The organism is Coprococcus eutactus (assembly GCF_025149915.1).
GTDB lineage: Bacteria > Bacillota > Clostridia > Lachnospirales > Lachnospiraceae > Coprococcus > Coprococcus eutactus.
Genome location: NZ_CP102278.1, coordinates 412,701 through 438,659, shown reverse-complemented (window position 1 = coordinate 438,659; position 25,959 = coordinate 412,701). Strand labels below are relative to the sequence as shown.

General features: G+C 44.2%; 23 protein-coding genes. 1 reads left to right on the top strand and 22 read right to left on the bottom strand.

Features of this window, described 5'->3' with window-relative positions; all coding sequences use genetic code 11:
• Positions 1-11: 11 nt before the first annotated feature.
• The 14 genes from cysT to NQ536_RS01780 form a co-directional block, all read right to left on the bottom strand.
• A complete protein-coding gene (gene cysT / locus NQ536_RS01845) occupies positions 12-881 on the bottom strand; it encodes a sulfate ABC transporter permease subunit CysT (RefSeq protein WP_004851744.1) in 870 nt (289 codons plus the stop codon).
• Between the two features lie 18 nt (positions 882-899).
• The gene (locus NQ536_RS01840) at positions 900-1,910 is read right to left on the bottom strand and encodes a sulfate ABC transporter substrate-binding protein (protein ID WP_004851746.1); all 1,011 of its coding nucleotides are present in this window, start codon (positions 1,908-1,910) and stop codon (positions 900-902) included.
• 13 nt (positions 1,911-1,923) lie between these two features.
• Positions 1,924-2,856, bottom strand: a complete 933-nt coding sequence (gene cysK / locus NQ536_RS01835; RefSeq protein ID WP_004851749.1) for a cysteine synthase A — start codon at positions 2,854-2,856, stop codon at positions 1,924-1,926.
• Between the two features lie 108 nt (positions 2,857-2,964).
• Positions 2,965-3,588 (bottom strand): GDSL-type esterase/lipase family protein, encoded by a 624-nt coding sequence (locus tag NQ536_RS01830; protein ID WP_004851751.1) that lies wholly within the window; start codon positions 3,586-3,588, stop codon positions 2,965-2,967.
• A 326-nt stretch (positions 3,589-3,914) separates the two neighbouring features.
• Positions 3,915-5,612 carry an AAA family ATPase gene (locus NQ536_RS01825; RefSeq protein WP_004851754.1) on the bottom strand — a complete coding sequence of 566 codons (1,698 nt, stop codon included), beginning with the start codon at positions 5,610-5,612 and terminating at the stop codon, positions 3,915-3,917.
• A gap of 143 nt (positions 5,613-5,755) precedes the next feature.
• Positions 5,756-6,466, bottom strand: a complete 711-nt coding sequence (locus NQ536_RS01820; protein WP_004851755.1) for a response regulator transcription factor — start codon at positions 6,464-6,466, stop codon at positions 5,756-5,758.
• Positions 6,456-7,568, bottom strand: coding sequence for a sensor histidine kinase (locus tag NQ536_RS01815; RefSeq protein WP_227909667.1), 1,113 nt, complete (start codon positions 7,566-7,568; stop codon positions 6,456-6,458). Before NQ536_RS01815 ends, NQ536_RS01820 begins: the two co-directional genes overlap by 11 nt.
• 219 nt (positions 7,569-7,787) lie before the next feature.
• Complete coding sequence (sufU, locus tag NQ536_RS01810) at positions 7,788-8,228, bottom strand: Fe-S cluster assembly sulfur transfer protein SufU (protein WP_004851759.1); 441 nt, start codon at positions 8,226-8,228, stop codon at positions 7,788-7,790.
• The gene (locus NQ536_RS01805) at positions 8,218-9,435 is read right to left on the bottom strand and encodes an aminotransferase class V-fold PLP-dependent enzyme (RefSeq protein ID WP_004851760.1); all 1,218 of its coding nucleotides are present in this window, start codon (positions 9,433-9,435) and stop codon (positions 8,218-8,220) included. The genes sufU and NQ536_RS01805 overlap by 11 nt, the downstream gene beginning before the upstream one ends.
• Positions 9,416-10,483 carry a SufB/SufD family protein gene (locus NQ536_RS01800; RefSeq protein WP_004851763.1) on the bottom strand — a complete coding sequence of 356 codons (1,068 nt, stop codon included), beginning with the start codon at positions 10,481-10,483 and terminating at the stop codon, positions 9,416-9,418. Before NQ536_RS01800 ends, NQ536_RS01805 begins: the two co-directional genes overlap by 20 nt.
• A gap of 14 nt (positions 10,484-10,497) precedes the next feature.
• On the bottom strand, positions 10,498-11,904 hold the full coding sequence (sufB, locus tag NQ536_RS01795; protein ID WP_004851766.1) for a Fe-S cluster assembly protein SufB: 1,407 nt from the start codon (positions 11,902-11,904) through the stop codon (positions 10,498-10,500).
• Positions 11,905-11,907: 3 nt separating this feature from the next.
• The gene (gene sufC / locus NQ536_RS01790) at positions 11,908-12,657 is read right to left on the bottom strand and encodes a Fe-S cluster assembly ATPase SufC (protein ID WP_004851768.1); all 750 of its coding nucleotides are present in this window, start codon (positions 12,655-12,657) and stop codon (positions 11,908-11,910) included.
• A 109-nt stretch (positions 12,658-12,766) separates the two neighbouring features.
• Positions 12,767-13,177: an RrF2 family transcriptional regulator gene (locus NQ536_RS01785; protein WP_004851770.1), complete on the bottom strand. Its 411-nt coding sequence runs from the start codon at positions 13,175-13,177 to the stop codon at positions 12,767-12,769.
• Positions 13,178-13,441: 264 nt separating this feature from the next.
• Positions 13,442-14,419, bottom strand: coding sequence for a DegV family protein (locus NQ536_RS01780; protein WP_227909668.1), 978 nt, complete (start codon positions 14,417-14,419; stop codon positions 13,442-13,444).
• A gap of 303 nt (positions 14,420-14,722) precedes the next feature.
• On the opposite strand from NQ536_RS01780, the gene NQ536_RS01775 reads away from it, so the two are divergent.
• Positions 14,723-15,016: a hypothetical protein gene (locus tag NQ536_RS01775; RefSeq protein WP_155803860.1), complete on the top strand. Its 294-nt coding sequence runs from the start codon at positions 14,723-14,725 to the stop codon at positions 15,014-15,016.
• Positions 15,017-15,134: 118 nt separating this feature from the next.
• Here the strand turns inward: NQ536_RS01775 and NQ536_RS01770 are convergent, their stop codons facing one another.
• The 8 genes from NQ536_RS01770 to NQ536_RS01735 all read right to left on the bottom strand — a co-directional run bounded on the left by NQ536_RS01770 (position 15,135) and on the right by NQ536_RS01735 (position 25,714).
• Positions 15,135-17,108 (bottom strand): GGDEF domain-containing protein, encoded by a 1,974-nt coding sequence (locus tag NQ536_RS01770; protein ID WP_155803861.1) that lies wholly within the window; start codon positions 17,106-17,108, stop codon positions 15,135-15,137.
• A 38-nt stretch (positions 17,109-17,146) separates the two neighbouring features.
• Positions 17,147-18,094, bottom strand: coding sequence for a type I phosphomannose isomerase catalytic subunit (locus tag NQ536_RS01765; protein WP_155803862.1), 948 nt, complete (start codon positions 18,092-18,094; stop codon positions 17,147-17,149).
• A 534-nt stretch (positions 18,095-18,628) separates the two neighbouring features.
• The gene (locus tag NQ536_RS01760; protein WP_004851781.1) at positions 18,629-19,654 is read right to left on the bottom strand and encodes a glycoside hydrolase family 130 protein; all 1,026 of its coding nucleotides are present in this window, start codon (positions 19,652-19,654) and stop codon (positions 18,629-18,631) included.
• Positions 19,655-19,782: 128 nt separating this feature from the next.
• Positions 19,783-20,961, bottom strand: coding sequence for a glycoside hydrolase family 130 protein (locus NQ536_RS01755; protein WP_004851784.1), 1,179 nt, complete (start codon positions 20,959-20,961; stop codon positions 19,783-19,785).
• A gap of 41 nt (positions 20,962-21,002) precedes the next feature.
• Positions 21,003-22,178 (bottom strand): AGE family epimerase/isomerase, encoded by a 1,176-nt coding sequence (locus tag NQ536_RS01750; protein WP_004851785.1) that lies wholly within the window; start codon positions 22,176-22,178, stop codon positions 21,003-21,005.
• 24 nt (positions 22,179-22,202) lie between these two features.
• Entirely contained in the window at positions 22,203-23,087 is an 885-nt protein-coding gene (locus tag NQ536_RS01745) for a carbohydrate ABC transporter permease (protein ID WP_004851787.1), read from the bottom strand.
• A 1-nt stretch (position 23,088) separates the two neighbouring features.
• Positions 23,089-24,120: a carbohydrate ABC transporter permease gene (locus NQ536_RS01740; protein WP_004851789.1), complete on the bottom strand. Its 1,032-nt coding sequence runs from the start codon at positions 24,118-24,120 to the stop codon at positions 23,089-23,091.
• 148 nt (positions 24,121-24,268) lie between these two features.
• Positions 24,269-25,714, bottom strand: coding sequence for an ABC transporter substrate-binding protein (locus NQ536_RS01735; protein ID WP_004851791.1), 1,446 nt, complete (start codon positions 25,712-25,714; stop codon positions 24,269-24,271).
• Positions 25,715-25,959: the final 245 nt, after the last annotated feature.

Genomic DNA, 25,959 nt, shown 5'->3' with positions numbered 1-25,959 from the left:
TGTCTCCTCATCTATAATAGGTTTGTTCTCTTGGACTGCTTTAACTGTACTATGTTGATCGCAAATAACAGTACAAATGATATTACCAGCATCACCAGTGCTATCGCTGTTGCGCTGGCATAGTCTATGTAGCTGAGCTTCTGCATGATCACGTATGATATGACCTGTGTCTGCTCCTTTGCGCTGTTGCCTGATATATAAATGACACTGCCGTACTCTCCGATCCCTCTGGCAAATGCCAACCCAAATCCTGTAAGCAGCGCCGGTCTGAGCTCTGGAAGTATGACCTTGAAGAATATTCTTCTCGGTGTGGCGCCCAGCATGTAGGCCGCCTCCTCGTACTGGTTGTCCATCTTCTCAAGTATCGGCTGCACCGCCCTTATGACAAATGGTATTCCCACAAATACAAGTGCGATGGTAAGTCCGATCTTTGTGTATGCAACATCTATTCCAAGAGCCGCAAGCGGCTTTCCAAGGAATCCGTCCTCACTGTACAGTCTCGACAGCGTGATACCGGCAACTGCTGTAGGCAGACAGAATGGAAGTTCTATGAATCCGTCCAGTATCTTCTTGCCGGGGAAATCGTACTTTACCAGTGTCCACGCTATTATCAGACCAAACACCGTGTTGACTACCGCCGCTATGAACGAACAGCCGATGCTGGTCTTGAATGCATTCAGCACGTTTTTCTTCAAAAGCAGATGCCAGAATTCACTCGGCGAGAGCTTAAGCGATGACACCAGCACCGATGCCAAAGGGATCAGAACTATCAGCGACAGCATGGCAATGACTATTCCAAGTGTCAGGTGATATCCCGGGATAACTCTGGTCTTTTTTGCATTATTCAGTTTGTCCTTCTTGCCATTTTCCTCTGCTGCCATCTCGTTTTCCAATCCATTTTAATAATCGTAAATTTCATCAAACCTTGCTCCGTCATCGAAGAAATCCTCATAAGCCTTGTCCCAGTCTCCGAAATCATCGATGGTCCACAGCTTGATGTTCAGATCAAACACATCCGAATACTCTGCAAGTATCTCCTCATTTGTCGGACGGTATCCGCTCTCGGCCTCAAGCCTCTGAGCGTCATCGCTGTACAGGTACTTCAGATACTCTGTGCTGACCTCCTCTGTTCCATTGTGCTTTGCGTTGTCATCGACAACCGCCACACTTGGCTGTGCAAGTATACTCACGGATGGATTGATAATCTCGTAATCCTCCGGATATTCCTTCAGTGTCGCTATCGCCTCATTCTCCCAGGCTATCAACACATCACCCTTGCCATTCTCCACAAATGTGGTGGTTGAACCTCTGGCTCCTGAATCCATGACCGACACATTCTGATAAAGCTTCTTCATGAACTGCCATATATCATTTTCATCACTGTACGTCTCCCTCGCATAAGCAAGAGCCGCAAGGAAATTCCAGCAGGCACCACCGCTGCTCTTCGGATCAGGTGTTATGACTTCCACATCGTCCTTCACCAGATCGTTCCAGTCCTGTATGTTCTTGTCATTTCCCTTTCTAACCAGAAAGACGATCGTGGATGTGTACGGCGCCGAATCCTTGCCAAATTCATCTATCCAGCCCTTATCTATCAGACCATTTTCCGATATGAGGTCAATGTCATGCTCAAGTGCCAGTGTGACAACATCTGCATTACAGCCCTCCACAACCGATCTCGCCTGTGAGCCGGAGCCTCCATGAGACTGGATGATCTTGATGTCCTGTCCGTACTGCTCCTTATAATACTGTTCGAACATGTCATTGTATCGCTCATACAGCTCCCTCGTTGGGTCATACGAAACATTTGTAATTGTGATAACATCGTCCTTCTTACCGCCACAGCCGGCCGCGCCTATCGCAAGCACCGCCGCCATGGACAGAAGCAATACTCTTTTCCCAAGTCTCATATTTTTCTCCTAATTACAGGTTAAACAGTGATGTTGAGAGGTATCTCTCTCCTGTGTCAGGGAAGAGGACCACGATGGTCTTGCCCTCGTACTCAGGTCTCTTTGCAAGCTCAGTTGCCGCATAGAGTGCCGCACCTGCGGATATTCCAACCAGAACACCATCTGTCTTTGCAATCTTTCTTGCTGTGTCAAATGCGTCATCGTTCTGGATCCTGATGATCTCGTCCACGATGCTCAGATCCATAACTCCAGGTATGAATCCGGCTCCGATTCCCTGTATCTTGTGTGGTCCGGGTGCACCACCTGAGAGAACCGGTGAATCAGCAGGCTCAACTGCAATCAGCTTAACCTTCGGGTTGTGCTCCTTGAGTCCGCTTCCTGTTCCTGTGGCTGTTCCGCCTGTTCCTACTGCTGATACAAATGCATCAACCTTTCCGTCTGTATCTCTCCAGATCTCCTCTGCTGTTGTCTTCTTGTGGATAGCAGGATTTGCCTTGTTCTCAAACTGCTGTGGGATAAACGCATTTCCGTACTGCTCCTTGAGCTCATTTGCCTTGGCAATGGCTCCCTTCATTCCCTCTCTGCCAGGTGTTAACACAATCTCAGCGCCGAGAGCTGACACTATCTTTCTGCGCTCAACGCTCATGGTGTCCGGCATGGTGAGTATCAGGTGAAGTCCCTTTGCCGCTGATACAAATGCAAGTCCGATTCCCGTATTTCCTGATGTAGGCTCGATGATGACTGTATCCTGATTGATGAGGCCATCCCTGATTCCCTGCTCGATCATGGCTGCTGCCACACGATCCTTCACTGATCCAAGTGGATTGAAGTACTCAAGCTTTGCAACGATGTGCGCCTTAAGTCCAAGCTCCTTCTCGTAATTTGTAAGCTCCAGAAGTGGAGTGTTTCCTATAAGTTCTGTCAACTGTGATGCTATCTTTGCCATGGTTCTTGTTTCCTTTCTTTTCTTTTCTTTTTTACTTTTTCAAGTCTCTATATTATTTCTTGATTCTCAACCATCTTTATATACTGTGCATTATTTTCTATATAATTCTTAACAGGCCATCTGATAAATCTTTTCCTCTATCGCTCCCGCCAGTGCCGCGTGACCTTCAGGATTCATATGCTCCTGATCTGCCTCGCTGCTGTCCGCCACGGATGATGCCGCCAGGAATTCCACGCCGAACTCATCGGCTATCTTCCTGTACACATCTGTGAGTTTTCTTGACACCTCAACGGATTCCGGTGAGAACTCAGGATCAAATTCATCCTTCCACACCTGCTCGCCCAAATGTATCGGCGATACGAGAAGTATCCTGCTGTCCGCTGAATACTGCTTTGCCTGAATGAGCAGTCTCCGTATTCCCTTGCCTATAACATCCGGTGATGCCGAGAACACTGTCTTACAGTCATTTGTTCCAAGCATGATCACTATATTCTCCGGTTTGTGTGTCTCCAGCAGAGTTGGGAACAGCGACACGCCCTTTCTTCCCTGTCTCAGTGGATCCTCGAACACTGTTGTTCTTCCACAGAGGCCTTCCTCTATGATCCTTATCTCTTTATCTGCCAGCTTCTGCTGCAATATACTGGTCCATCTGATCCCCCAGGGAAATCTCTCTCCATTCTCAGGATTGTATCCCCATGTATTGGAATCTCCAAAGCACAACACCTGTTGCATGTGTCCACCTCCTGTCTAACTTTCAGCTAACGCTCATCCAACTTTCATCGTCCCGTCCAATAGCGTTCCATTCAATAAATTTCATTATAGCTTACGCTATAAATCCACATATATCCTATCTGATATGTAGTAATTATCTGTCAACATGTTGGAGTATACAACTTATTTCCTACTATGTCAATAGGGATTATGTGTTTTTATTTTTCCAGTAATTATATTAGATAATAAACAAAAAAGGGGCTGTGAAAAAACTCGATTGAGTTTTTTCACAGCCCCCTTTTACATAAAATACTTTTTTAATTTACATCAACCTGCCTTTGTTAGCGTTACATTTTCTCGCACACAACCTTACATCTCTTTCTGCAAAAAGCAATTCCGTAAGCAATGATATCCTCTCTTCCATCCTCACGCAGCGCTTCATCATACCTGCGATCTCTGATCTGCTTCATCGCCTTACCACAGGCATCATCAAGTCCGCTTATTGTATTTGAATATTTGACTTCAACTACAATTCCCTTTTCAGGGATTGTTGGTTCTATACTTATATCGCTGAATCCATCTCCAGATTCTCTGTTGGATTTTATTCTCCAATCAGGCTTACTTCTAAGCAGCCCAAGTAAAAGTCCATGATAGAAATTCTCTTTCTGGTCATCACGAGCCTTTGTATCCAAAACACTTATTGTCTTTATCAGTATCATATTTAGATTACTCTGGATCTTATCGGCATCACCAGCCATGAAAGCTTCGCACAGATCCTGTACAGATCCATCATCATAAGTCACGGTCTGCCTGAACCATTCCTGTATCTGAGATACAAACACCTGTCTGACTTCCTTATTTGGAATTACAAGTCTGTAACCATATCCACCTCCTCCCGGAAGCTCTATCTCTCCCGCATTCGTGAGATATCCGGTTGTAAACAGAACACTCCATATATTGTCAATGCTGTTGTCAATCTCATCATATGTCAGTTCCAAACGAATAGCTTTCTCTATAGTCTCACCAGCAATAAGTCTCTCTATCTCATCCTTTGTTGACTCATCTGCTATGTTGATGAGCCTCCTCACAAGCCCATTTCCACTGCTATTGATCCAATATGCCTGCGGTCTGGCATTCGGATCCGCCTGAAGATGATCCACATAATTGATAACATCCCACGGGCAATATACATCCGCTTTGCCGAAACGATATCCATCATACCAGTCCTTCACCTCTGAGATTTTATCAGATACTCCATACTCCTCCAGAATGTCTCTAACCTCCGAATCGGTGAATCCAAATTGCTCATCAAATCTTGCATCGGCAATGGAAAGAACTTTAAAATTGTTCAAACCTGTAAAAATGCTCTCCTTAGATATACGCAGGCATCCGGTCAAAACAGCAAATTGCAGATAATCATTGGTCTTCAATGCCTGTCCCAGAATTCCACGGATCAACGATGTCATCTCGCTGTAATAACCATTCTGAAAAGCTTTATCTAAAGGCACGTCATACTCGTCGATCAATATAACTACCTTTTTATCATAGTGCAGGAACAAAAGCTGAGATAACAGCCTGAGACTATCAGCAGTATTCTCCGACGTACCAAGCAATATCTGTTCGTACTGCTGCTTATCATCATCTGTCAGCCTGTCGCTGTTTTTCAGATAATAGTGTCTCCTCGCTTCATTTTTCAGGATTATCTTCAACATATTCCGGGCTTCCTCAAATGTCATCCCCTCAATGCCTTTAAGCGTAATGGAGATAACCGGATATTTACCCATATGCATATCACAGAGTTCTTTGTTCCGCGATATATATAGTCCATCAAACAAAGACTTATCTGTGCCGATCTCAAAAAAGCTTCTGAGCATGCTCATATTTAACGTCTTGCCAAATCTTCTTGGTCTGGTAAACAGATTTACCTCGCCCCAATTCTGCATAAGCTGCTCTACAAGCTTTGTCTTATCCACATAGTAAAAACCGCATTCACGTATTTTCCTAAAATCATCTATTCCAACCGGCAATTTTAAATTACCACTCATATGAAACCTCCATTGCAAATAATTGCAAAATAACTGCAAAACAATCCGCTATACCATATCCTATAGTATAGCGGATTGAATCCTAAAAAGCTATTTTTAACTGTCACAATATTTTTATATCTTGTTAAAAATTCCAGAACACATCACTCACTGTCATCGCACATCCTGTAACCGACTCCCAGCTCATTTATGATGTAACTCTTCTTACCCGGTTTCACGCCGAACTTCTTTCTGATATTTGCCATATTGACCTGAAGCCTCTTGGTACTTCCGGCATCATTGTAGCCCCATACCTCTTTAACGATAAAACTGTATGTAAGCATCTTGCCCGGATGTCTCGAAAGAAGATCCACGATATTGTACTCAGTCTGTGTGAGCTTTATCTCATCACTGCCTATGAACACCCGTCTTGCCTCATAATCGATGAGCAGATCTCCCGACTGAAACCTGCCTGTCGGAAGCTCACTGTCATGTGCCTGGTAAAGTGCTGTGCGGAGTGCTGACCTGACCCTCGCCACCAGTTCCTCCGAGCCAAATGGTTTCGTCACATAATCATTTGCGCCAAGATTGAGAGCCTCCACCTTGTCCTTCTCATCCGACCTCGCCGAAAGGACTATGACAGGCGTAAAATCCGTCTTTCTTATCTCCGTGAGAAATGCTATTCCATCCTTATCCGGAAGTCCCAGATCAAGTATCACTATGTCAGGTCTGTGTGACGCATACATCATAAGACCGCTTCCGCAGGATGTGGCTATGATGGTCTGATAACCATTTGCCTGCATGAGAGTGTCCAGCAGGTTGTTGATATTCTGTTCATCTTCTATTATCAAGACTTTGTATTTATTATTGCTCATCCGTAACCTCCTCTATCTTCAGTGTAAACCTGAATACTGCACCGCCTTCCGCGGAATTGTATGCACTTATATCTCCTCCATGTGCTTTTATGATGGTCGCACATACCGACAGACCTATTCCGGCATTCCTTCTCTGCCGGCAGTCCACGGACACCTCATCAGAGCTGTCCCCCAGGAGGCTTCCATCAAACAGGTGTTTCAACCTATCCTCTGGTATTCCATCGCCATCATCCTGAACCTCAAACACAACCCTGTCGCCATCGCATTTCACATTCAATGCCAGCTTCTTCATTCCCTCTGCATGCTGTACTGCATTCTCAAGGATATTGATGATAACCTGCTCTATGAGAATGGCATCCATAGGTATGATGACCAGCTCGTCGGGCAGATTGACTTCCACCTCCTGATCAGGATATCTCTTTGCAAATTTGATAAGCACAGAATCTATGAGTTCATCCAGTGCTATGGACGTCTTTATTAGTTTAATATCGCCATCCAGCCTGGTGATGGACAGCAGATTCTCAACCATACGATAAAGCCACTGTGAATCCTGTTGTATTCCCCTGAGCATCTTCTCCTTCTGCTCATCCGTAAATTCGCTGCCACTTTCTATAAGTGCCGAGCTGGCCCCGTAAATGGTGGTAAGCGGAGTTCGAAAATCATGCGACACTGCACGCAGCAGGTTCGCCCTCATTTTCTCCATCTCACTTTCTTTCTTGAGCATTTCCTGATGCTTTATCTTACTTGTAAAACCACAGGTGATAAACGCTATGGCTATCATGATTATCGCCGATGTGATATTTTCAGGAATAAGAAAATCTATCTTGAAATATGGAAATGTAAATGCAAAATTCACTATTATCACGCTGACTACAGATGCCAGTATTCCATACACATATCCGTCAGTGAACACCGATATCAAAAATACCGAAAACACCATGACGGCCGGTATCAATATGTCTGTAGTAAATGTTGTCTTTATTATCAGACACAATCCAACCCCTATTGCTATCATCACCAGCATCAACAGCGCATTTTTTATAATGTCCTTACATTTACACCCCTTATTTTTTTTGCTTTTTTGTATATTTATTTTTTTCATATGTATCAATCCCTTTTGGATTATTTTAAAGAAAGCGCCACCAGTACACCTTATGTCACAAACGACATAGATTCTACCAGCGGCGCCCGCTTTCACACATTCAAGTGAAGTATATCATGCCTATAGTTAAGATACAGATAAAGAATATCTACTATATGTGGAGCAGGCGCATTCCGATGCGCTTCGCGCAGCGCCCGCATTATCATAAGGAATCCACCCTTATGATATATTCTTCAACGCTTCTTCAAGGGTGTGCCATCCGAGGACCGCACACTTTACCCTTGCCGGCATATGCGCTATATCCTTGAGCGCTGATGCCTCCTCAAGCTGGTCTATCTCCTCGTCTGTAGCCTCTCCCTGTATCATCTTCAGAAAGAGCTGCCCAAGCTTCAAGGCCTCCTCCTTGGTCTTTCCTATGATCATTCCAAGCATTATATCTGCCGACGCCTGGGATATAGCACATCCGTCTCCCACGAATGATCCATCCTCGATGACTCCGTTCTCAACCTTGAGCTTGAGCCAGATGTCATCACCGCAGTTGGGATTTACACCCTCCAGGACCACATTTGCCGCCGGAAGATCATATTTGAATTCAGGTCTCATATTGTGCTCTGTAAGGATCTCATTATAAAAATTCCTGTTTTGAATATTATTCTGCATATCCCATTCTCCTTCTCACATTTGCAACACTCTCCACAAATGCATCTACCTCTTCATCTGTATTGTAGAACATAAAGCTTGCCCTTGTCGTATTGTACACGCCGAGGTGGACGAGCAGTGGCTGTGCACAGTGATGTCCTGCTCTCACATCTATTCCATCCGCAGCCATGATCTCGCTGACGTCATGCGGGTGAACATTGTCTATGGTGAACGCGACTATTCCTGTGTGATTCTCCGGCTTGTCCGAACCGATCACATGCACATGAGGTATTTTCGCAAGTCCCTCCATGGCACGGGTGGTAAGCTCCAGCTCTCTCTTTTCTATATAGTCAAATCCAACCTCTTTGATGTAGCCTATAGCAGCCGCAAGTCCCGCAGCTCCAGCCGCATTGACTGTACCAGCCTCAAACTTGTGAGGCAATTCCGCATATACCGCACCATCTCTTGAAACCGAATCTATCATCTCTCCACCTGACATGAATGGAGGCATCGCGTCAAGCAGTTCCTGTCTTCCGTATAACACTCCTATTCCCATAGGTCCCATCAGCTTGTGACCTGAGAATGCAAAGAAATCAGCACCCAGCTCATGCACATCTATAGTCATATGCGGTGTACTCTGCGCACCGTCAACTACGACAACCGCACCAAAGCTGTGCGCTCTGTCAGCCATCTTCCTGACCGGATTCACGCATCCGAGAACATTTGACACATGTCCGACAGCAAGCAGCTTAGTGTGCTCATTGATGCCGGCATTGATGGTCTCGTCAGTCAGCGTTCCATCCTTCTCGCAGTCGAGATATCTGAGAGTTGCGCCTGTGACTCTGGCTGCCATCTGCCATGGAAGCATATTGCTGTGGTGCTCCATGATGGTGACCGCTATCTCGTCACCAGCCTTAAGGTTATTCAGCGCGTAGCTGTATGCCACAAGGTTAAGGCTCTCCGTGGTATTCCTTGTGAAGATTATCTCCTTCTCAGAGTCAGCGTGAATGAAGTCCCTGACTACCTTTCTGGCACTCTCATACTTCTCTGTAGCCTCAAGACTGAGTGGATAGAAGCCTCTGAGCGGATTCGCATTGCTCTTCTCGTAGAACTCTCTCTCAGCGTCTATGACCACCTGTGGCTTCTGTGCTGTGGCCGCATTGTCTATATATGCTGTATCGTTATTCCTCAACAGAGGAAAATCCTCTCTATAATTCCTGTCTGTCATATTCCATTACCTCCGCAAGCTGCTTCTCCACCAGCTTCTCTGTGTCCTCGTCCTGGATCTTGCGGTAGAGGACCTCCATCTTGCCCTTGGTCATCATGTCCTCAGCTGTCTCCATATCGATTCCCCTTGATGCGAAATAGAACAGTGTATCCTCATCAAGCTCACCGATGGTCGCTCCATGCGAACCCTCCACATTCTCCTCTGCACAGAGGATGAGCGGAATAGTCTTGTTCACCACATCATCGCCGAGCAGCAGTACATTCTCAGTCTCAGCGCCCTTCGAATCCGATGAACCTGTCTTGAAATCTATCGAACCTCTGAATATCTTCTCCGCAGCATCCTTAAGTGTTCCATCCACCTGTATGCTGCAGTTGGTCTTCTTGCCTATATGGTTAACCACAAGGTTGATATCTATGACCTGCTTCTTCTGGCCAAGGTAACCTATATCCATGTTGGTTGAAGCACGCTTACCGATAAGCTCAGTTCTCACGCCGTTGTACAGGTTGCCTTTGCCGATAAATATCTGAAGTACATCGAGCTGTCCGTTCTCTGCACACTCACTTCCCACATCGTTGAGTATGGTCGTGTTCTCATCCTGCATAAATATCTGCACAAGACGTATATGTGCGTCCTTCTCTATATTAAAGCGTGTTCTGAATGCCAGGCTGCCGCCCTCCGCATTCTCACCAAATGTCTCTATGACTGTCATGTCTGAACCTGCATCTGCCTGCACGTAAGCATAGCCGCTGCTGCCATTTGCCCCGGTTCCATTTATCAGCACGTGCACTGTCTGCCCTTTATTGGTCTCGTCCGCAACAAGTACACTTCCTGCTGCCTGCTGTGCGAAGAGTACGTCCGCATCTCTTCCTGCACCAGTCTCTATTCCATCGAAATCAGAAGCCTGCTTATCAGCTTTCTTTCCGCCATCTATCTTCACACTGCATCCCGTCATGTCCGGATTCCAGTTAAGTGCTGTGTCGTTCATGCGAAGCCAGTACCATGTCTTTGCCGGGAGCTTGTTGATTTTCATCTCGTTATTGTTCTCCATGTCACCGCACCTCCTTAACCTATGCTGCCCTTCATCTCAAGACGGATGAGGTTGTTCATCTCAAGAGCATACTCAAGCGGCAGCTCCTTCGATACATTGTCTGCAAATCCACTGACTATACATGCTCTCGCGTCTTCTTCGCTCATTCCTCTGGACATCAGGTAGAACACGGCCTCGTCACTGATGCTTCCTATCTGTGCCTCATGTCCCACATTTACCTTCTTGGTTCTGATATCCATGGCCGGTATTGTGTCCGAACGTGATATCGAATCGAGCATAAGTGACTGGCATGATACCGCCGCCTTGGAGTTCTCTGCCTCCTTTGTCACTACAACAGACGAACGGAATGTACTTATACCGCCATCCTTCGAGATAGACTTTGTGTTGATATATGAGCTTGTGTCAGGTGCCGCATGGACTACCTTGGCTCCTGTGTCAAGGTTCTGTCCCTTACCGGCAAATGTAACTCCGGTGAACTCCATCCTGGCGCCCTTGCCCTTGAGCACGCTCATCGGATAAAGGTATGACACATGTGATCCAAATGAACCCGATACCCACTCGATGGTTCCACCCTCTTCAACGCGGGCTCTCTTGGTGTTCAGGTTGTACATATTCTTGGACCAGTTCTCTATGGTTGAATATCTGAGCTTTGCGTTCTTGCCGACAAACAACTCCACACAACCCGCATGAAGATTCGCCACATTGTACTTCGGCGCTGAACAGCCCTCTATAAAGTGGAGGTCTGCCCCCTCATCGACGATGATGAGTGTGTGCTCGAACTGACCTGCGCCCGCTGCGTTAAGTCTGAAATACGACTGAAGCGGGATCTCGACCTTTACTCCAGGTGGCACATATACAAATGAACCGCCTGACCACACAGCTCCGTGAAGTGCTGCAAATTTGTGATCATGAGGGGTGACAAGCTTCATGAAATGCTTCTGCACCATGTCTGCATACTCACCTGTGAGTGCACTCTCCATATCAGTGTACACAACTCCCATGTCCGCAACCTCCTGACGGACATTGTGATATACGAGCTCTGAATCGTACTGTGCACCAACTCCCGCAAGGGATTTTCTCTCAGCCTGAGGGATTCCAAGTCTCTCAAATGTATCCTTGATATCCTCAGGAACTTCATCCCAGCTTCCCTTCATCTTGGTATTTGGTCTTACGTAAGTAACTATATTGTCAATATCCAGTCCCTCGATGGATGGGCCCCAGTCAGGCACCTGCATATTGTTGTATATCTGTAAAGACTCAAGTCTGAAATTCTGCATCCATGCCGGATCATGTTTCTCCTTAGAAAGCTGCTCAACTATCTCAGGTGTGAGACCAGCTTTAAGCTTATAGGCATCTTTGTCGTCATACTTGAAGTCATATATATTTCTGTCTATGTCCTCTACATATGTCTTTTCCTTCATCTTCTATATCCTTTCATACTCTGCAAATCCAGACTCGTTAATCTTGTCCACAAGTGATGCGTCACCAGTCTCTATGATCTTACCCTCAACCATGACATGTGTGTAGTCAACGGTAAGTGACTCAAGGATCTTGGTGCTGTGTGTGATGATAAGCAGGCTTCCCTTGCAGTTCTTCTGGTATTCCTCGATACCTGCTGATACTGTACGGACTGCATCAACGTCAAGTCCTGAATCTGTCTCGTCAAGGATTGCCAGTGATGGCTTAAGCATCAGAAGCTGAAGTATCTCAGCCTTCTTCTTCTCACCACCTGAAAATCCCACATTCAGGTCTCTCTCTGCATATGATGGATCCATCTGAAGGATCTCCATGGTTCTCTCAAGCTCCTTCTTGAAATCCCAGAGACGGATTCTCTTGCCGGTCTTCTGCTCAAGGGCATTTCTTATAAATGAGCTGAGTGTCACACCAGGCACCTCAAGAGGATTCTGGAATGAGAGGAATATTCCTGCCTTTGCACGCTCATTGACAGCCTCTTCTGTGATGTTCTTGCCATCAAACCATATCTCACCTTCTCTGACCGTATATCTCGGATTACCCATAAGTGCATATCCAAGGGTTGACTTTCCGGTTCCGTTAGGTCCCATAAGTACATGTGTCTCACCCTTGCCGATCTCCAGGTTCACACCGTGAAGGATCTGTTTATCCTCAACATCAACATGTAAATTCTTAACTTCCAATAATTTTTTATCTGACATCAGTCTGCCTCCTTTTATACCAAGCCCGGCAATTGCTTTATCACTTCTATATCCGGCGATTCAATTGTCCCGCTTTAATTATCTTTTTGCCTGTATCAAATTACTCTGCTCATTCCACATTTCTGGCTATATCCGCCAGTGTCTTACCCTGGAAATATTCCTGTATCAGCTCAGCCAGGCCCTGCCATATCGGCAGAGTATAACACTGCTTGGATCTGTCACAGGTAATCGTGCTGTTCTTCATGCATGCCACCGGGGCAAGCCCGCCTTCCGTGAGTTCAAGTATCTCCCACAATGTATATTCCTCAGGAGCCTTTTTGAGTCTGTAGCCTCCTCCATGTCCGCTGGCTGCCTCTATCAGATTCGCCTTGGACAGCATGCGCATTATGCTCTCCAGATACTTCTGGGACAGTTCCTCTTTCTGAACTATTTCTTTTAACGGAATAAATCTGCCGTCGTGGTTTATGGCTAGGTCTGCCATGACCCTCAGGGCATATTCTCCCTTTGAAGAAATCACCATATCTGTAAATCCTCCTTACATATGAGTGTGACCACATTCCTGCCACAAATACACGATCATTCCAGTCATCACCCTCATCCGCCATTTTTTGGCGTAATAAGTCAATATCTGACTCGCAAAAATAGGATATTCCCATTTACCTACTATGTCAATAGGTTAATACACAAAAAATAATAGAAGGTGCGGCAGCCTTCCATTATTTTTAATTATTTTTCATTATTTTGTCTATTCCAAGTATTTTATATGATCTATCCACACATCAGTCTACTCACGATATGTTATTATCATCCCACCTTTTCCCATATAATAGCTGCACAGTCCGCTTGCAGGTACGATGCTCACATCCGCGTCAAGCCATTCAGCCTTGATAAGATGCCCCAGTTTCTCTGCTCCGTCCTCGTTCATACAGTGGCTTATTACAAGCTCTCCCCCTGTAAATCCCGTCTCCCGGAGAGTGTCTATCAGCTTGCCATATATCTTCTTCATACCTCTGAATTTGTGTCTGAGTTCAATTCGTCCACCAGGTGATGCCACACCTATTGCGGATATATTGAATCTATGAGCCGCATACCCCACAAGCTTATTTAGTCTGCCCGCCTTTATCAGGTTGTCCAGACTCCCCAGTGCAAACACCACCTGTATCTCCCTCACTGCCTTGTCAGCGGCGCTTACTATGACGTCAAACGAATCCCCGTCCTCAATTCCTTCATATATGATGTTTGCCAGCTGTTCAGGGAATACTCCGGCTCCGCATGTATTTATCACCGCAATATTCCTGCCGGGATTCTTCTCAAGCGCCATGTGTCTTGCAGCTATAGCACTGTTGTAACTTCCCGATAATGCAGCTGACAACGTAAATGCAATAACATTTTCCGCATCACCCCACGCCTCTAGCCACGCATGGGGTGATGGGCAGCTAGTTCTTCCGCCTGACCGGCAATTTGCAATATGCTCAAGCATCTTCTCTATATCTATACCCGGTTCGTCTATATAATCTGTGTTATCAACAGATATTGTAAACGGAACCTCAGCATAATCTATATCTATTCCAGCCAGTCCATCCGGCACGAGCAGACTGCAGCCGGAATCTGAAACCAGTTTCCATCTATGATTACTCTTTCTTTGCTCCCTGTCAGATTCTCCGCCCATACTTTGAGTTTTCGAATCAACTTCTTGAGTCATCGAATCAACTTCCAGTCTTCCTTCCTGCTCTTCATTTTGATCATGCGCGTTTCTTTTCATCTCAACAACACCTCCATGCACAATATGCATCACACAAGTATTATTAAATATTTTTTCTGTATTTATACATTTTAGACATTTTTCCTGGGAGCATAAATTTTACAAAAAGTAAAATCCCCCCCATTTTTAGCCCATTTTTCCACTCTCAGCGTCACGAATTCGCTTTATAAGCGCATTTGCCCAAATCTATTGACATACCAAATCCCATTCTTTCTTTTAAAACTTCGAGAAATGCTCAAGAATCAAAAATCTCGCACTCCGGAGAACATCGAAATATTGAAAAGCCTTATCAAAACCGATATAATGGGAAATATAGATAAGAACGTTGAACTCGGGAATATAACACCTGAAGATGGAGCGCAATTATACAGACTCACCCAGGTATTATATACCAGACTGTATTCCGCGTACGAGGAAACGGAGGAGGTTACAGATATGGTAGAACAATCGATCATTACTTTTGTGGATGTTTTTCAGGAAGAAAAGGCCAAGATGGAAAAGCAGATGGCGGAAATGAATAAAAAGATTGCAGAGAAGGATTCAGAGATTGCTAAGTTAAAAGCCGAGCTTTCAGCTCTGAAATCAGGAGATAACTAATTATACTGTCTTTATTCAGAATAAAACAATGACAACGCGCAATCCTCAAATGTCAAAAGGTATGATCAAGCTGCACTCAACGCAACCTGATCATACCTTTTATTTATTATATAAATTATCAATTCTTAACCTTAACAACGTCCTTCTTTCTGTACTTCTTCACCTCATACAGCTTCTCATCTGCCATAGTCATGGCATTCTGAAGACCTTTCTTGTTATATTCTACGATCTGACAGTTTCCAAGCGATACACTCACTTTATAAGGCTTATCACAGTGCTCATTAAACTTCTCAAATGAACTGTATACTTCCTCAGCAAATGCATCTGCAGCGTCAGAGTCCTTAAGGCCGAGTACAAGACAGCAATACTCGTCGCCGCCTATTCTGCCTACGATTCCATTATCGCCTACAGATTTGATCAGAATACCTCCTATGGTTTTAAGAGAGAAATCACCCTCATCATGTCCATATCTATCATTGATGATCTTGAGACTGTTCATATCAGCGTAGAATACCGTAGCCGTCCTTTTCTGCTCCTCACATTCCTTGAGCAGCTGTAATGATCTGTCAAAGAAACCTCGTCTGTTCATGATTCCTGTAAGGGGATCCTGTTTTGACAGATTGTCAAGCATAATGTTGTTTTTCTGCAGGATCGCCATACTCTCCTCAAGACGCTTCATGATCTCCTCGTTCGTCTTGAGCAGATTGATCATCTTGACAGCAGCTGAGACCTGGTTTCCAAGGAACTCCCCATTTACCAGAACTCCTTCCGTGAGATCACACAGAAGAACTCCATAGAGTATTTCGTTGGAATACAGCGGCAAGAGTACATATATCCCAGCTCCTTCCACACCGAGGCTCTCAAAATCATAGAGATTTGATGATGACACCTTCTGGTTCACAGTGATCACACTGCTGACCTTCTCTTTAAGATCCTTAGTCTTGAGATATAACTGGTCAGGCAGTTCAAATGGCTCACCGATCAGATGTATTATTGGCTCTTTATATAAGAATATAAATGCATTCTCTATGTCCAGCCAGTCCATAGTGCCAAGAATCTCTCCATAACTTCTGTCGTTGCCTCTGTCAAAGCTCAAGACCTTCTGGATAAATGTCTTCATCTTGAACTGAGTCTTATTCCGCTCTTCCCACTGCTCTGAGAGCATATGGTTCATTGAGAGATATCCCTCAATGACATTCTTACTACGTTTTCTTGATCCGCCTTTTTTACAGAATGAATCTCTTCTGATAAACTCAGTAGGAAGTATCTTACTCTCAACCTGCTTGCCATCAATAAGCCTGACCATAAGATTTACAGCCTCTGAGCCAAGTTTTCCCGCGTCTGCACGCACAGTCGAAAGCGTCGGATATATCTGTGTAGCCCACTCAATATCATCGTAACCCATGACTGATATATCTCTTCCCGGCAGAATGCCCCTCGCCTTAAGTTCTTCATAAAAACCAGATGCACAGGAATCATTCACACAGAACACTCCCTGCATATCCGGATTTCTGTCCAGAATATCTCTGAAAACCTCTTTTGATTCCGATGTAAGATTGCCCTCCACATAAAGTCCCGGATCAAACTCTATTCCATGAGCCTCAAGCACCTCAATGTAGGTTCTCCTTCTCTCCTTTGCATCATAATTGGAGTCCGGACCGCCTATCATGCCTATTCTTGTATAACCAAGTTCCTCGATCATGTAATTGAGTCCTTCTCTTATGCCTGCACCATTGTCATATCTGACACAAATCTGATCCGGCTCATCTGCAGCCACTATCACGCACGGCATCTGCAGATATCTTTTCATAAATTCGCTGATACGCTCCTTGGTTGCAAAGCAGCCAATACAACTCGATGCAACAATAACGCCGTCCAGATTCTCCTTTGTAGCATAGGAAAACAGTGTCTGATACTGATATTCATAATATATATCTGACGTTTCTGGGTATTCCCGGTCAAGGAACTTACCCGGAATAACAACTATATTGACATCAAGTGTCTTTGCTCTCTCTATAACCCCATGGCAAAGCAGCCTCGTAAAATCATCCGTGATTCCGCCTACCAGAACACCTATCGTCTTTCTCTTCATAACTATCCCCCTTGACATTCTCTTCCAAAGGCAGGATCTTACTTGCTGACTGTGGATGCTACGATCTCCATATTGCCCTCAAACACTGGGTTGCTGTATCCGTTTGGCAGGATAAAGTGATCACCCTTCTTTATGGCGTTTCCATCCACTGTTCCACTTCCCGCAACTACAGACATGATAAGGAATGGCTTGTCGCCCACATTCAGCTCTGCCTTTCCCTCAACATCCAGCTTGTATACTGTGTAATACTTACAGCTTATAAGCTCGCAGAGTTCATTTGCCTTATCTGCCTTGACACTTATAACGCTGTCCTCAACCGGCTTTGCAGGAACTGTTATAACATCTATGCTCTGCTTTACGTGCAGATCTCTAGGCTTTCCATTGCTCAGTCTGTCATAATCATAAACTCTGTATGTGATGTCACTGTTCTGCTGTGTCTCAAGAAGTGTAATTCCGCCCTTGATCGCGTGTACTGTACCAGGATCTATCTGAATGAAATCCCCCTTCTTAACAGGGATCTCTCTGATAAACTCCTTCCATTTCTTACCTTCGATCATATCGCACAATTCTTCCTTTGTCCTTGCATTATGACCGATTACAAGTGTTGAATCTTCCTTGCAGTCAAGAATATACCAGCACTCCATTTTGCCAAATGAACCATTCTCATGTTCTGCTGCGTATGCATCGTCCGGATGCACCTGAATACTCAGATCATCTTTTGCATCGATTATCTTTATAAGCAGTGGGAATCTGACACCATCTATGCCACCAAACAGCTCTCTGTGGCTGTCCCATAAGTCGGCAAGCGTCTGACCTGCAAACTCGCCATTTTTCACTGTACAATTGCCATTCTCATGTGCCGCAACTCCCCAGCACTCGCCTATATCATCGCCCTCAATATCATATCCGTATTCTTCTCTGAGCTTTGTACCGCCCCAGATATTGTGCGTAAACACGGGATTTAAAAAAAGTATTTCCTTGTTCATTGTCATTTTCCTCCTTTTGACGTACGGCAATTGGAGAATCTACGTTGTGAGATATTGTGTATGATACTCTTGTTTGTCCCCAATTGCCTGTTCTATATAAGACGGTGAAGGAATCATATTTTTACATTGATTATGACTTCTTCACTCGTCATTTCCATGATAATGTATGTCACTGTTATTTTATTGCATCTGTTGCCTTTTTTCTATACATCAGAGTCCTTTTCCCGACTTTTTAGTCTTTTATTTTTAGTTTTTTATGAAAGCGCAAGTCTCGACCACGCAATATATCTTTTTTCAATCATATAACACGTTTTTTATCAGATCCAAAATCTGTCATATGATTGCCAAAGCTCTCAGAACCAAATTCAGCCTGGCTTACTGCCAGGCTGTCATAGTCTAAAAGTTTTGGCAATCACCTGCCATTACATTTATTTTTAAGAGGGGCCCCGAAGGCGGCGGGCACCGCCTTGGGAAATGAGAAAAATTAATACAATTGCCGCGTATGAGTAGGGGCTCATTACGCTATATAACTAACTATCTTCTACCGATCTCGGTATCAGAAGTTGTTACCACACTGTGCGACTTGATGTAATCTACGATCTCATCAAGCTTTGTGAATGCAAGGCCCACATAGCTGTCAGCTGCACCGTAGTAAATGGCGATCTTTCCAGACTCGCTGTCGTGAATAGTAGCACATGGGAAGCATACATTAGGAACAAATCCACGCTCCTCGTACCACTCTTCTGGTGTGAGAAGGAAGTTCTCACAACGATACTTAACGATCGATGGGTTGTCGATATCAAGGATTGCTCCACCGATTGAGTATACATAACCATTACACGTTCCTGATACTCCGTGGTAGAATAACAGCCATCCTTCAGAAGTCTCGATAGGGGCTGCACCGCCGCCAATCTTGAGTGACTCCCACCACTCGCTGCTCTTGCCCATGACATGTCTGTGCTTACCCCAGTAAACCATATCAGGACTCTCACTTACGAATATATCACCAAATGGTGTGTGTCCACTGTCACTTGGACGTGACAGCATCACGAAATTACCGTTGATCTTTCTTGGGAAGAGAACTGCATTTCTGTTAAATGGAAGGAATGGGTTCTCGATTCTCACAAATGTCTTGAGATCCTTTGACTTTGCTATACCTATCGCTGCGCCATAGAAATCCTGGCACCAGATCGCATAGTATGTATCCTCTACCTTTACAAGTCTTGGATCATATGCGTATATAGGCATGAACTCTTCACCGTTCTCATCAACAAACTTGATCTTCTCCTCGCTGATATTCCAGTGGATAGCATCCTCGCTCTCTCCGAGGTAGATGTATGGAATTCCATTTACCTGCTCGCCTCTAAATACTCCGACAAATTTTCCCTCAAATGGAACTACCGCACTGTTGAATATTCTTGCAACACCCTTTGCCGGGTTTCTTCCTATTATAGGATTCTCTGTATATCTCCAGATTGGAGCGTCATGATTGTCATTTGCCGGTCTGTCCTGCCATGGCACGTTTGGCACAGGCTCGCTGAACATTTTTACTTCTGACATAAGTACCTCTTTCTTCCAGCTCTCCCGCCGGATATATATTTTTCACGTTATATCTCTCACCCGAACGAAATGAGTTCTTACTTCAGCACAAACACCATTTCGTCAGGCGATCAGTTCATTTTATTGTCTTACTTGTCTGCATTCTTAAGGAACTCAAGGTTCTTCCTGATCAACTCACATCTCTGCGCTACACACTCAACGCTTCTTCCCGGATCAGCAGGTGTGTTGAATACATAATCAATGAGTCTGTCAACTGTTGTTGTTGCAACATGCATTCTTGTATCGCTTGATGCATAATAGATGAACACCTCGTTGTTCTCGTTTACGATGGCGCCATTTGTGAATACAACGTTTGATACATCGCCGACTCTCTCCTCGCCGCGAGGTCCGATAAGCATTCCTGATGGCTCAGCGATAACCTTTGAAGGATCATTGAGATCTGTCGCAAATGCATAAAGCACGTATCTGAGACCGGCTGCTGTATTTCTCACACCATGTGCGATGTGGATCCAGCCCTTGTCTGTCTTTATAGGAGGTGCACCTGCACCGTTCTTTGCCTCTGTTATAGTGTGGTACTTACGAAGACTTGTCATCTTCTCCTCGTCTATAACCGCATGCTCTATATCATCACAGAGACCGAATCCTATTCCGCTGCCGCTTCCTGTCTCGATGAAATCATCCATTGGACGTGTATAGAATGCGTACTTGCCATCCACAAATTCAGGGTGAAGTACAACATTTCTCTGCTGTGGGGAACGAAGAGTCTTGAGGTTGTCAAGGCGCTCCCAGTGCTTTAAATCCTTTGTTCTCACGATACCTGCTGCTGCAACTGCTGCTGAGAGGTCATTTACAGTTGTATCCTTGCTCTCTGAACAGAACACACCGTAGATCCATCCATCCTCGTGCTGTGTCAGTCTCATATCATATACATTTGTCTCCTCAGGACATACATCGTCCAGAAGGATTGGATAATCCCAGAAACGGAATCCATCGATACCGTTGTCACTCTCAGCTACGCCGAAGAATGACTTTCTGTCATTTCCCTCTATTCTTGCGACAAGATAATACTTGCCGTTCAGGTAGATAGCACCTGAGTTCATGACAGCGTTAACGCCGAGACGCTCAATGAAATATGGATTTGTCTCAGGATTTAAGTCATATCTCCATGTGAGAGGTATCATCTCTCTTGTGAGTACAGGGTACTCATATCTGTCATAGATTCCATTATAGAAATCTGTCTTCTTATTCTTTCTCTCAAGAAGCTTGTTCAGTTTGTCAAGCTCTACATAATATTTCTCATTCATCATTTAGGCATTCTCCTTATAATTTGAAAGCAATTGAATGCTATTTATTTGCCATCAGCGAGTCTGTTCATAATCTCAAGGCACATTCTGCCGTTGTGGTATGGACACTTCCATGGCTCAACTATAGGACGTCCGACTCTTGGTGATCCATCTGCATTCAGATCCCAGAACCACTCTGATCCTGGTCTCTTGTCAATAAAGTATTCCTTTATGTACTCCCAGACTTTCTCGGCAGCCTCGTAATACTTCTTATCACCTGACTTTTGATAAGCATTTATAAATCCTACTATTGATTCTGCCTGAACCCACCATACTCTTACCGTGTATGGCACGCCCTTTTCACATTCTGTCAGAACTGAATGTCCATCGAAAGCAAGCTCATATATCTGCTCTGCAAGGATATCTGTTATCTTTGTGATCTTCTCTGTGTACTCTGCCTCTCCAAGCACCTCGGTAGCCCTGTCCAGAAGCCATGATGTCTCAATGTCATGTCCGTATGAGTACAGATCAATCAGAGAGTTATAATCCTTATCAAAGAACACTTCCTGTCTCTTAAGCTCCGGATTGTATACCTTATCAGCAAATACATCGAGCAGCCATTCCAGGCGCGCCTTTACCTTGGAATCCTTGGATACCTTATAAAGTTCTGTGTAAGCCTCAAGTGCATGGAGCAGTGTGTTCATTGTTCTCTCTGCGAGAACACCATTCTCAGAAAGCTTATCATTTGACTCTGGCTTGAACTCTCTTGTAAATGCCTCGAGATAGCCACCTTCATCAGTACATTTCTCTTCTATTGTATGGAAAAGCTGCAGGGCCAGGTCCAAAGCTTCCGAATCACCGGAAGCTTCGTAATAGGCGGATAAGGCATATATACTAAATGCCTGATTGTAGGTGTGTTTTGTCGTATCTTTGGGTGAACCATCGTAATTCATGGACCAATATATTCCGCCATATTCCCTGTCTATACAATATTCTTTCAGAAATTCATATCCATGAGCAGCCTCATCTAGAAGCTTCGGGTCCTTGAGTGCCTTATACGCACTTGCGAAGAACCAGATAATTCTACTGTTAAGAATACAACCCTTCTCAGCCTTTTTATCAAGGTTGAGGTCGTAATCCATATACCCATAAAATCCGCCGTACTCATCATCCCTCAGGGCCTCCCAGAATGGGATGATAGCATCTATTAATTCTTTTTGAATTTCATTTCTCATATTCATGAACTCTCTTCTTCTAATAAATTATTAACCCTTTACAGCACCCTGTGTAATACCACTGTAAATCTGTTTCTGACAACAGATGAATACTATAAGTGCCGGTATGATCGATATGATGACACCTGCACAGATCAGGTTGTACTGACTTCCCATAGGTCCTACGAACTTGTAGAGTGAGATAGCCATTGTCTTGATCTCCGGGCTTATGAGGTAAAGGTTTGCAGCATAGTACTCGTTGTAGATTACAACGCCCTTCAATATACAAGCTGTAACGATAGCTGGCTTAAGAAGTGGAAGTATGATCTTCCAGTAGATAGTCCAGTATGATGCACCATCCACGATAGCTGACTCATCAAGAGATACTGATATATTCTCCATGAACTGAATGAATATGTAGATTGAGATAACATCTGTACCACAGCTCATGATGATGTAACCATATAAGTGATCTATGAATCTCAGATCACCCATGATGTTGTAGACTGTAACCTGCATAGCAACTGCAGGGAGCAATGATGCCACAAGGAAAAGTGTTCTGATAAAGCCGTTTCCCGGGAACTTGAATCTGTTAAGCACATATGCAAGCTGTGTTCCTATTACTACTGACACAAGGAGTACACATATCATAACTATGACTGAATTGATGAACGCACGTCCCATGTTGGCAGTCGTGAATGCCTTTACAAAGTTGCTGAAGTTCAGAAAGCTTTCAGGAAGTTCCATTACTGAAGTAGCCTTATACTCATCTGTTGTCTTGAAGGCTGTTGTAACACATGATATAAGAGGTACAACCGCACACAGCGAGAAGAATATGAGTACAAAGTACTTGAGGAAACCTCTTACATAATATCCAACGGTTCGTTTTTCTTTTATTGGTGCTATGCTTGGCACATCTGTCTTTCCTCTTGCCATGTTACTTGCCTCCCTTCGCAGAAGCAGCCATCTGCTTCACGTATTTCTTGGTATCTCTCTCCTGTTTCTTGCGGAGCTTCTTTGCCTTATAACTCTCATCATCTGAGCTTGAATCCTTGAATATGTACTCAAAGAACAGTTTCTGAAGCGCAGCACATATAAGTATGATAAGGAGAAGTACAACGGCCATTGCTGAAGCAAGACCGACTTTCTGGCTTGTATGTGCTATCTTGTTCATGATGATGAAGTAAGTACCTGTTCCGTTTGCACCTGTTGTGATAACGAAAGGCTGCTCGAAAGCACTGAGTGATCCTGTTATTGCTAAAATTACATTTAATGTAACGATTGTCTTGATACTTGGCAGTATGATATATCTAAACTGCTGGAATTTATTTGCACCATCAAGCTCTGCCGCCTCATAAAGTTCTGCATCTACCGACATGATAGCTCCAATGAAGAGAACCATCATCTGTCCAAGGTATCTCCAGACCGAGGTTGAAACCAGTGTCCAGTTGTTGACACTCTGGTCTTTGAGCCAGTATGGAAGGTTGTCTAAGCTAAATCCACACAACTGAAGGATTGAGTCAAACACGAATCCTCTTGTGAAGAAGAATTTGAAAATGAAACCTACAGCGATACCACTGATAAGATAAGGGAAGAAAATAAATCCCTTGAAAAGGTTACCACCTTTTACTCTGAAACTCAGAAGAGTTGCAAGGAAAAGTGCAAGCACTAACTGTACAAGTGCTCCTACGATGTAATACAAACTGAGCTTTAATGCACCGAAACAGTCTTTTCTTGTGAACACATCGATATAATTTGCTAATCCTACGAATTCTCTCTTTTCTACAGGCGTCGTATATTTCATCTTGTAGAAACTAAATTTAACCATCTCTCCGAATGGTATATATGTAAATACTAATAGCAAAAGCAATGGGATAATTGCGAAGGCTGCGCATATTATAACCTGCTGCCCCTTCCTGCTTGACGCCCATTTACCAAAGCCGGATTGTTTTTTGTTAGCCATACTCATTCCACCGCCTTTTTTATAATCATGAGCTACACTGCTGGTAGCCTGTCATCAAATACTCGTTTGATGACATTTTTCTCAAAATAAACCGAGGCGGGCAATCCCGCCCCGATCTGTAGCTTATTCTTACTTATTTATATTGAAATCTTTATTACTTCTCAGTAACTTCGATTCCTAATGACTCCTGAGCATCTGACCACTTCTGGTTCCACTCAGCCATGATATCGTCGAATGACATGTCGCCGTTTGCAGCATGCTCGATGATGGCCTGGATCTTGTCGTTACCACCATTGCTTACGTTAAGCTCTGACTCTGAGTTGAGCTGGTTGAGGTAATCCTCCTCGCCCTCAAGAGCTGCCTCGTCTGCAACGAAGTCAACACCGTCGAATGAGATCTTTGACTCTGAACCAGGAACAATTGCAAGTGAATCCTCGTTGTAAGCATATCCTGACTTCTCTGTCATCCACTTAACAAATACAAGAGCTGCCTGTTTCTCATCATCTGAAGCGTTTACGTTGATACCGTAGCAGTAATCTGCACCTGATGAAGCGTACTGCTTACCATTTACTGAGATAGGGAAAGGAATGTATCCTATATCGTCTGCGTTAGGTCCGCCTGCTTCCATCTGTGGGTATGCCCATGAACCAAGCACCATACATCCGATCTCGCCGTTGTTGATCATTCCCTTACATGACTCCCAATCTGTTGTTGAGTAATCATCCTCTGTAAGTCCCTGTGATACTGCATCGTAAAGGATCTTATATACTGCATAAGCATGTGTATCGTCGCCATAGTTCTTGAATGGATCCTTTGTATGGGCTAACTTCTGGTTCTTGTATGTAGCATCGCCTGTTGCTGTGATCGCGATATAATCATCCCAGGCTCCCATTGTCCAGCCTGCTGCATAGTTTGTGTAAAGTGGAATACAATCCGGATTCTTATCCTTGATTGCCTTGAGTGCCGCGATGAACTCCTCTGGTGTCTTAGGTACGTCTGTCACACCTGCATCAGCAAATACTTTCTTGTTGTATACGATACCCTGTGTTGTAGCTGCAAGAGGTACACCATATACCTGACCCTGATACAGCCATCTGTTTGAGTAATTTACAAGACTGCTCATTGTATCATAATCGCCAAATGACATGAAATATGTTGAAAGGTCTGCCATGTCAACTGCCGGGATACACATTACTGTCTCGTAGTTTCCTGACTGAAGATGTGTAAGAGCATCTTCTGCATAGTTTGTATCTGTGATAACATCAACCTTGATATTTGGATACTCCTTGTTGAAGTCCTCAAGATACTGCTTCCAGTTCTTTCCGCCGTAGTCATCTGAGTCCATATCAGTTCTGTTGTTGTAGAACTTGATCTCCGCTGAAAGATCTGTGAAGTCTGTTCCTAACTGGATGTCTGCATATGACTTGATTCCCTCAGCATCAGCTGTTGTGTCATCTGCTGAATCACTTCCTGCTGCCTCTGTGGTAGCCTTTGTTGCCTCTGCTGTGTCCTTGTTATCGCTGTCTGAGCCTCCACAACCTGCAAGTGATGCTGCCATAAGACCAGCCATTGCGATACATGCAATACGCTTTGATTTCATAGTTTTGTCCTCCTTAAAACCTTCTTTGTTTTTAACTTTATATTAAGTATACATTAATTTATTTTTTAGTCATCACTCATACTTGTTATTAATCACCATATCTTGTATTTTTCGTTAATTTTACCATTACGGTTGCCTTTTTTCAATATCAAATAGACATTTTATCCATACGTTTTTATCTTTAATTAGTATTTTATTGTTTTTTTAGCTAATTAGTCACTAATTTATATCGCTTTTAGCTTGTG

Excerpts from the sequence above, each read along its gene's own strand:
- cysT (WP_004851744.1), bottom strand. The coding sequence starts at position 881 with ATGGCAGCAGAGGAAAATGGCAAGAAGGACAAACTGAATAATGCAAAA.
- NQ536_RS01840 (WP_004851746.1), bottom strand. The coding sequence starts at position 1,910 with ATGAGACTTGGGAAAAGAGTATTGCTTCTGTCCATGGCGGCGGTGCTT.
- cysK (WP_004851749.1), bottom strand. The coding sequence starts at position 2,856 with ATGGCAAAGATAGCATCACAGTTGACAGAACTTATAGGAAACACTCCA.
- NQ536_RS01830 (WP_004851751.1), bottom strand. The coding sequence starts at position 3,588 with ATGCAACAGGTGTTGTGCTTTGGAGATTCCAATACATGGGGATACAAT.
- NQ536_RS01825 (WP_004851754.1), bottom strand. The coding sequence starts at position 5,612 with ATGAGTGGTAATTTAAAATTGCCGGTTGGAATAGATGATTTTAGGAAA.
- NQ536_RS01820 (WP_004851755.1), bottom strand. The coding sequence starts at position 6,466 with ATGAGCAATAATAAATACAAAGTCTTGATAATAGAAGATGAACAGAAT.
- NQ536_RS01815 (WP_227909667.1), bottom strand. The coding sequence starts at position 7,568 with ATGAAAAAAATAAATATACAAAAAAGCAAAAAAAATAAGGGGTGTAAA.
- sufU (WP_004851759.1), bottom strand. The coding sequence starts at position 8,228 with ATGCAGAATAATATTCAAAACAGGAATTTTTATAATGAGATCCTTACA.
- NQ536_RS01805 (WP_004851760.1), bottom strand. The coding sequence starts at position 9,435 with ATGACAGACAGGAATTATAGAGAGGATTTTCCTCTGTTGAGGAATAAC.
- NQ536_RS01800 (WP_004851763.1), bottom strand. The coding sequence starts at position 10,483 with ATGGAGAACAATAACGAGATGAAAATCAACAAGCTCCCGGCAAAGACA.
- sufB (WP_004851766.1), bottom strand. The coding sequence starts at position 11,904 with ATGAAGGAAAAGACATATGTAGAGGACATAGACAGAAATATATATGAC.
- sufC (WP_004851768.1), bottom strand. The coding sequence starts at position 12,657 with ATGTCAGATAAAAAATTATTGGAAGTTAAGAATTTACATGTTGATGTT.
- NQ536_RS01785 (WP_004851770.1), bottom strand. The coding sequence starts at position 13,177 with ATGGTGATTTCTTCAAAGGGAGAATATGCCCTGAGGGTCATGGCAGAC.
- NQ536_RS01780 (WP_227909668.1), bottom strand. The coding sequence starts at position 14,419 with ATGAAAAGAAACGCGCATGATCAAAATGAAGAGCAGGAAGGAAGACTG.
- NQ536_RS01775 (WP_155803860.1), top strand. The coding sequence starts at position 14,723 with ATGGGAAATATAGATAAGAACGTTGAACTCGGGAATATAACACCTGAA.
- NQ536_RS01770 (WP_155803861.1), bottom strand. The coding sequence starts at position 17,108 with ATGAAGAGAAAGACGATAGGTGTTCTGGTAGGCGGAATCACGGATGAT.
- NQ536_RS01765 (WP_155803862.1), bottom strand. The coding sequence starts at position 18,094 with ATGAACAAGGAAATACTTTTTTTAAATCCCGTGTTTACGCACAATATC.
- NQ536_RS01760 (WP_004851781.1), bottom strand. The coding sequence starts at position 19,654 with ATGTCAGAAGTAAAAATGTTCAGCGAGCCTGTGCCAAACGTGCCATGG.
- NQ536_RS01755 (WP_004851784.1), bottom strand. The coding sequence starts at position 20,961 with ATGATGAATGAGAAATATTATGTAGAGCTTGACAAACTGAACAAGCTT.
- NQ536_RS01750 (WP_004851785.1), bottom strand. The coding sequence starts at position 22,178 with ATGAATATGAGAAATGAAATTCAAAAAGAATTAATAGATGCTATCATC.
- NQ536_RS01745 (WP_004851787.1), bottom strand. The coding sequence starts at position 23,087 with ATGGCAAGAGGAAAGACAGATGTGCCAAGCATAGCACCAATAAAAGAA.
- NQ536_RS01740 (WP_004851789.1), bottom strand. The coding sequence starts at position 24,120 with ATGAGTATGGCTAACAAAAAACAATCCGGCTTTGGTAAATGGGCGTCA.
- NQ536_RS01735 (WP_004851791.1), bottom strand. The coding sequence starts at position 25,714 with ATGAAATCAAAGCGTATTGCATGTATCGCAATGGCTGGTCTTATGGCA.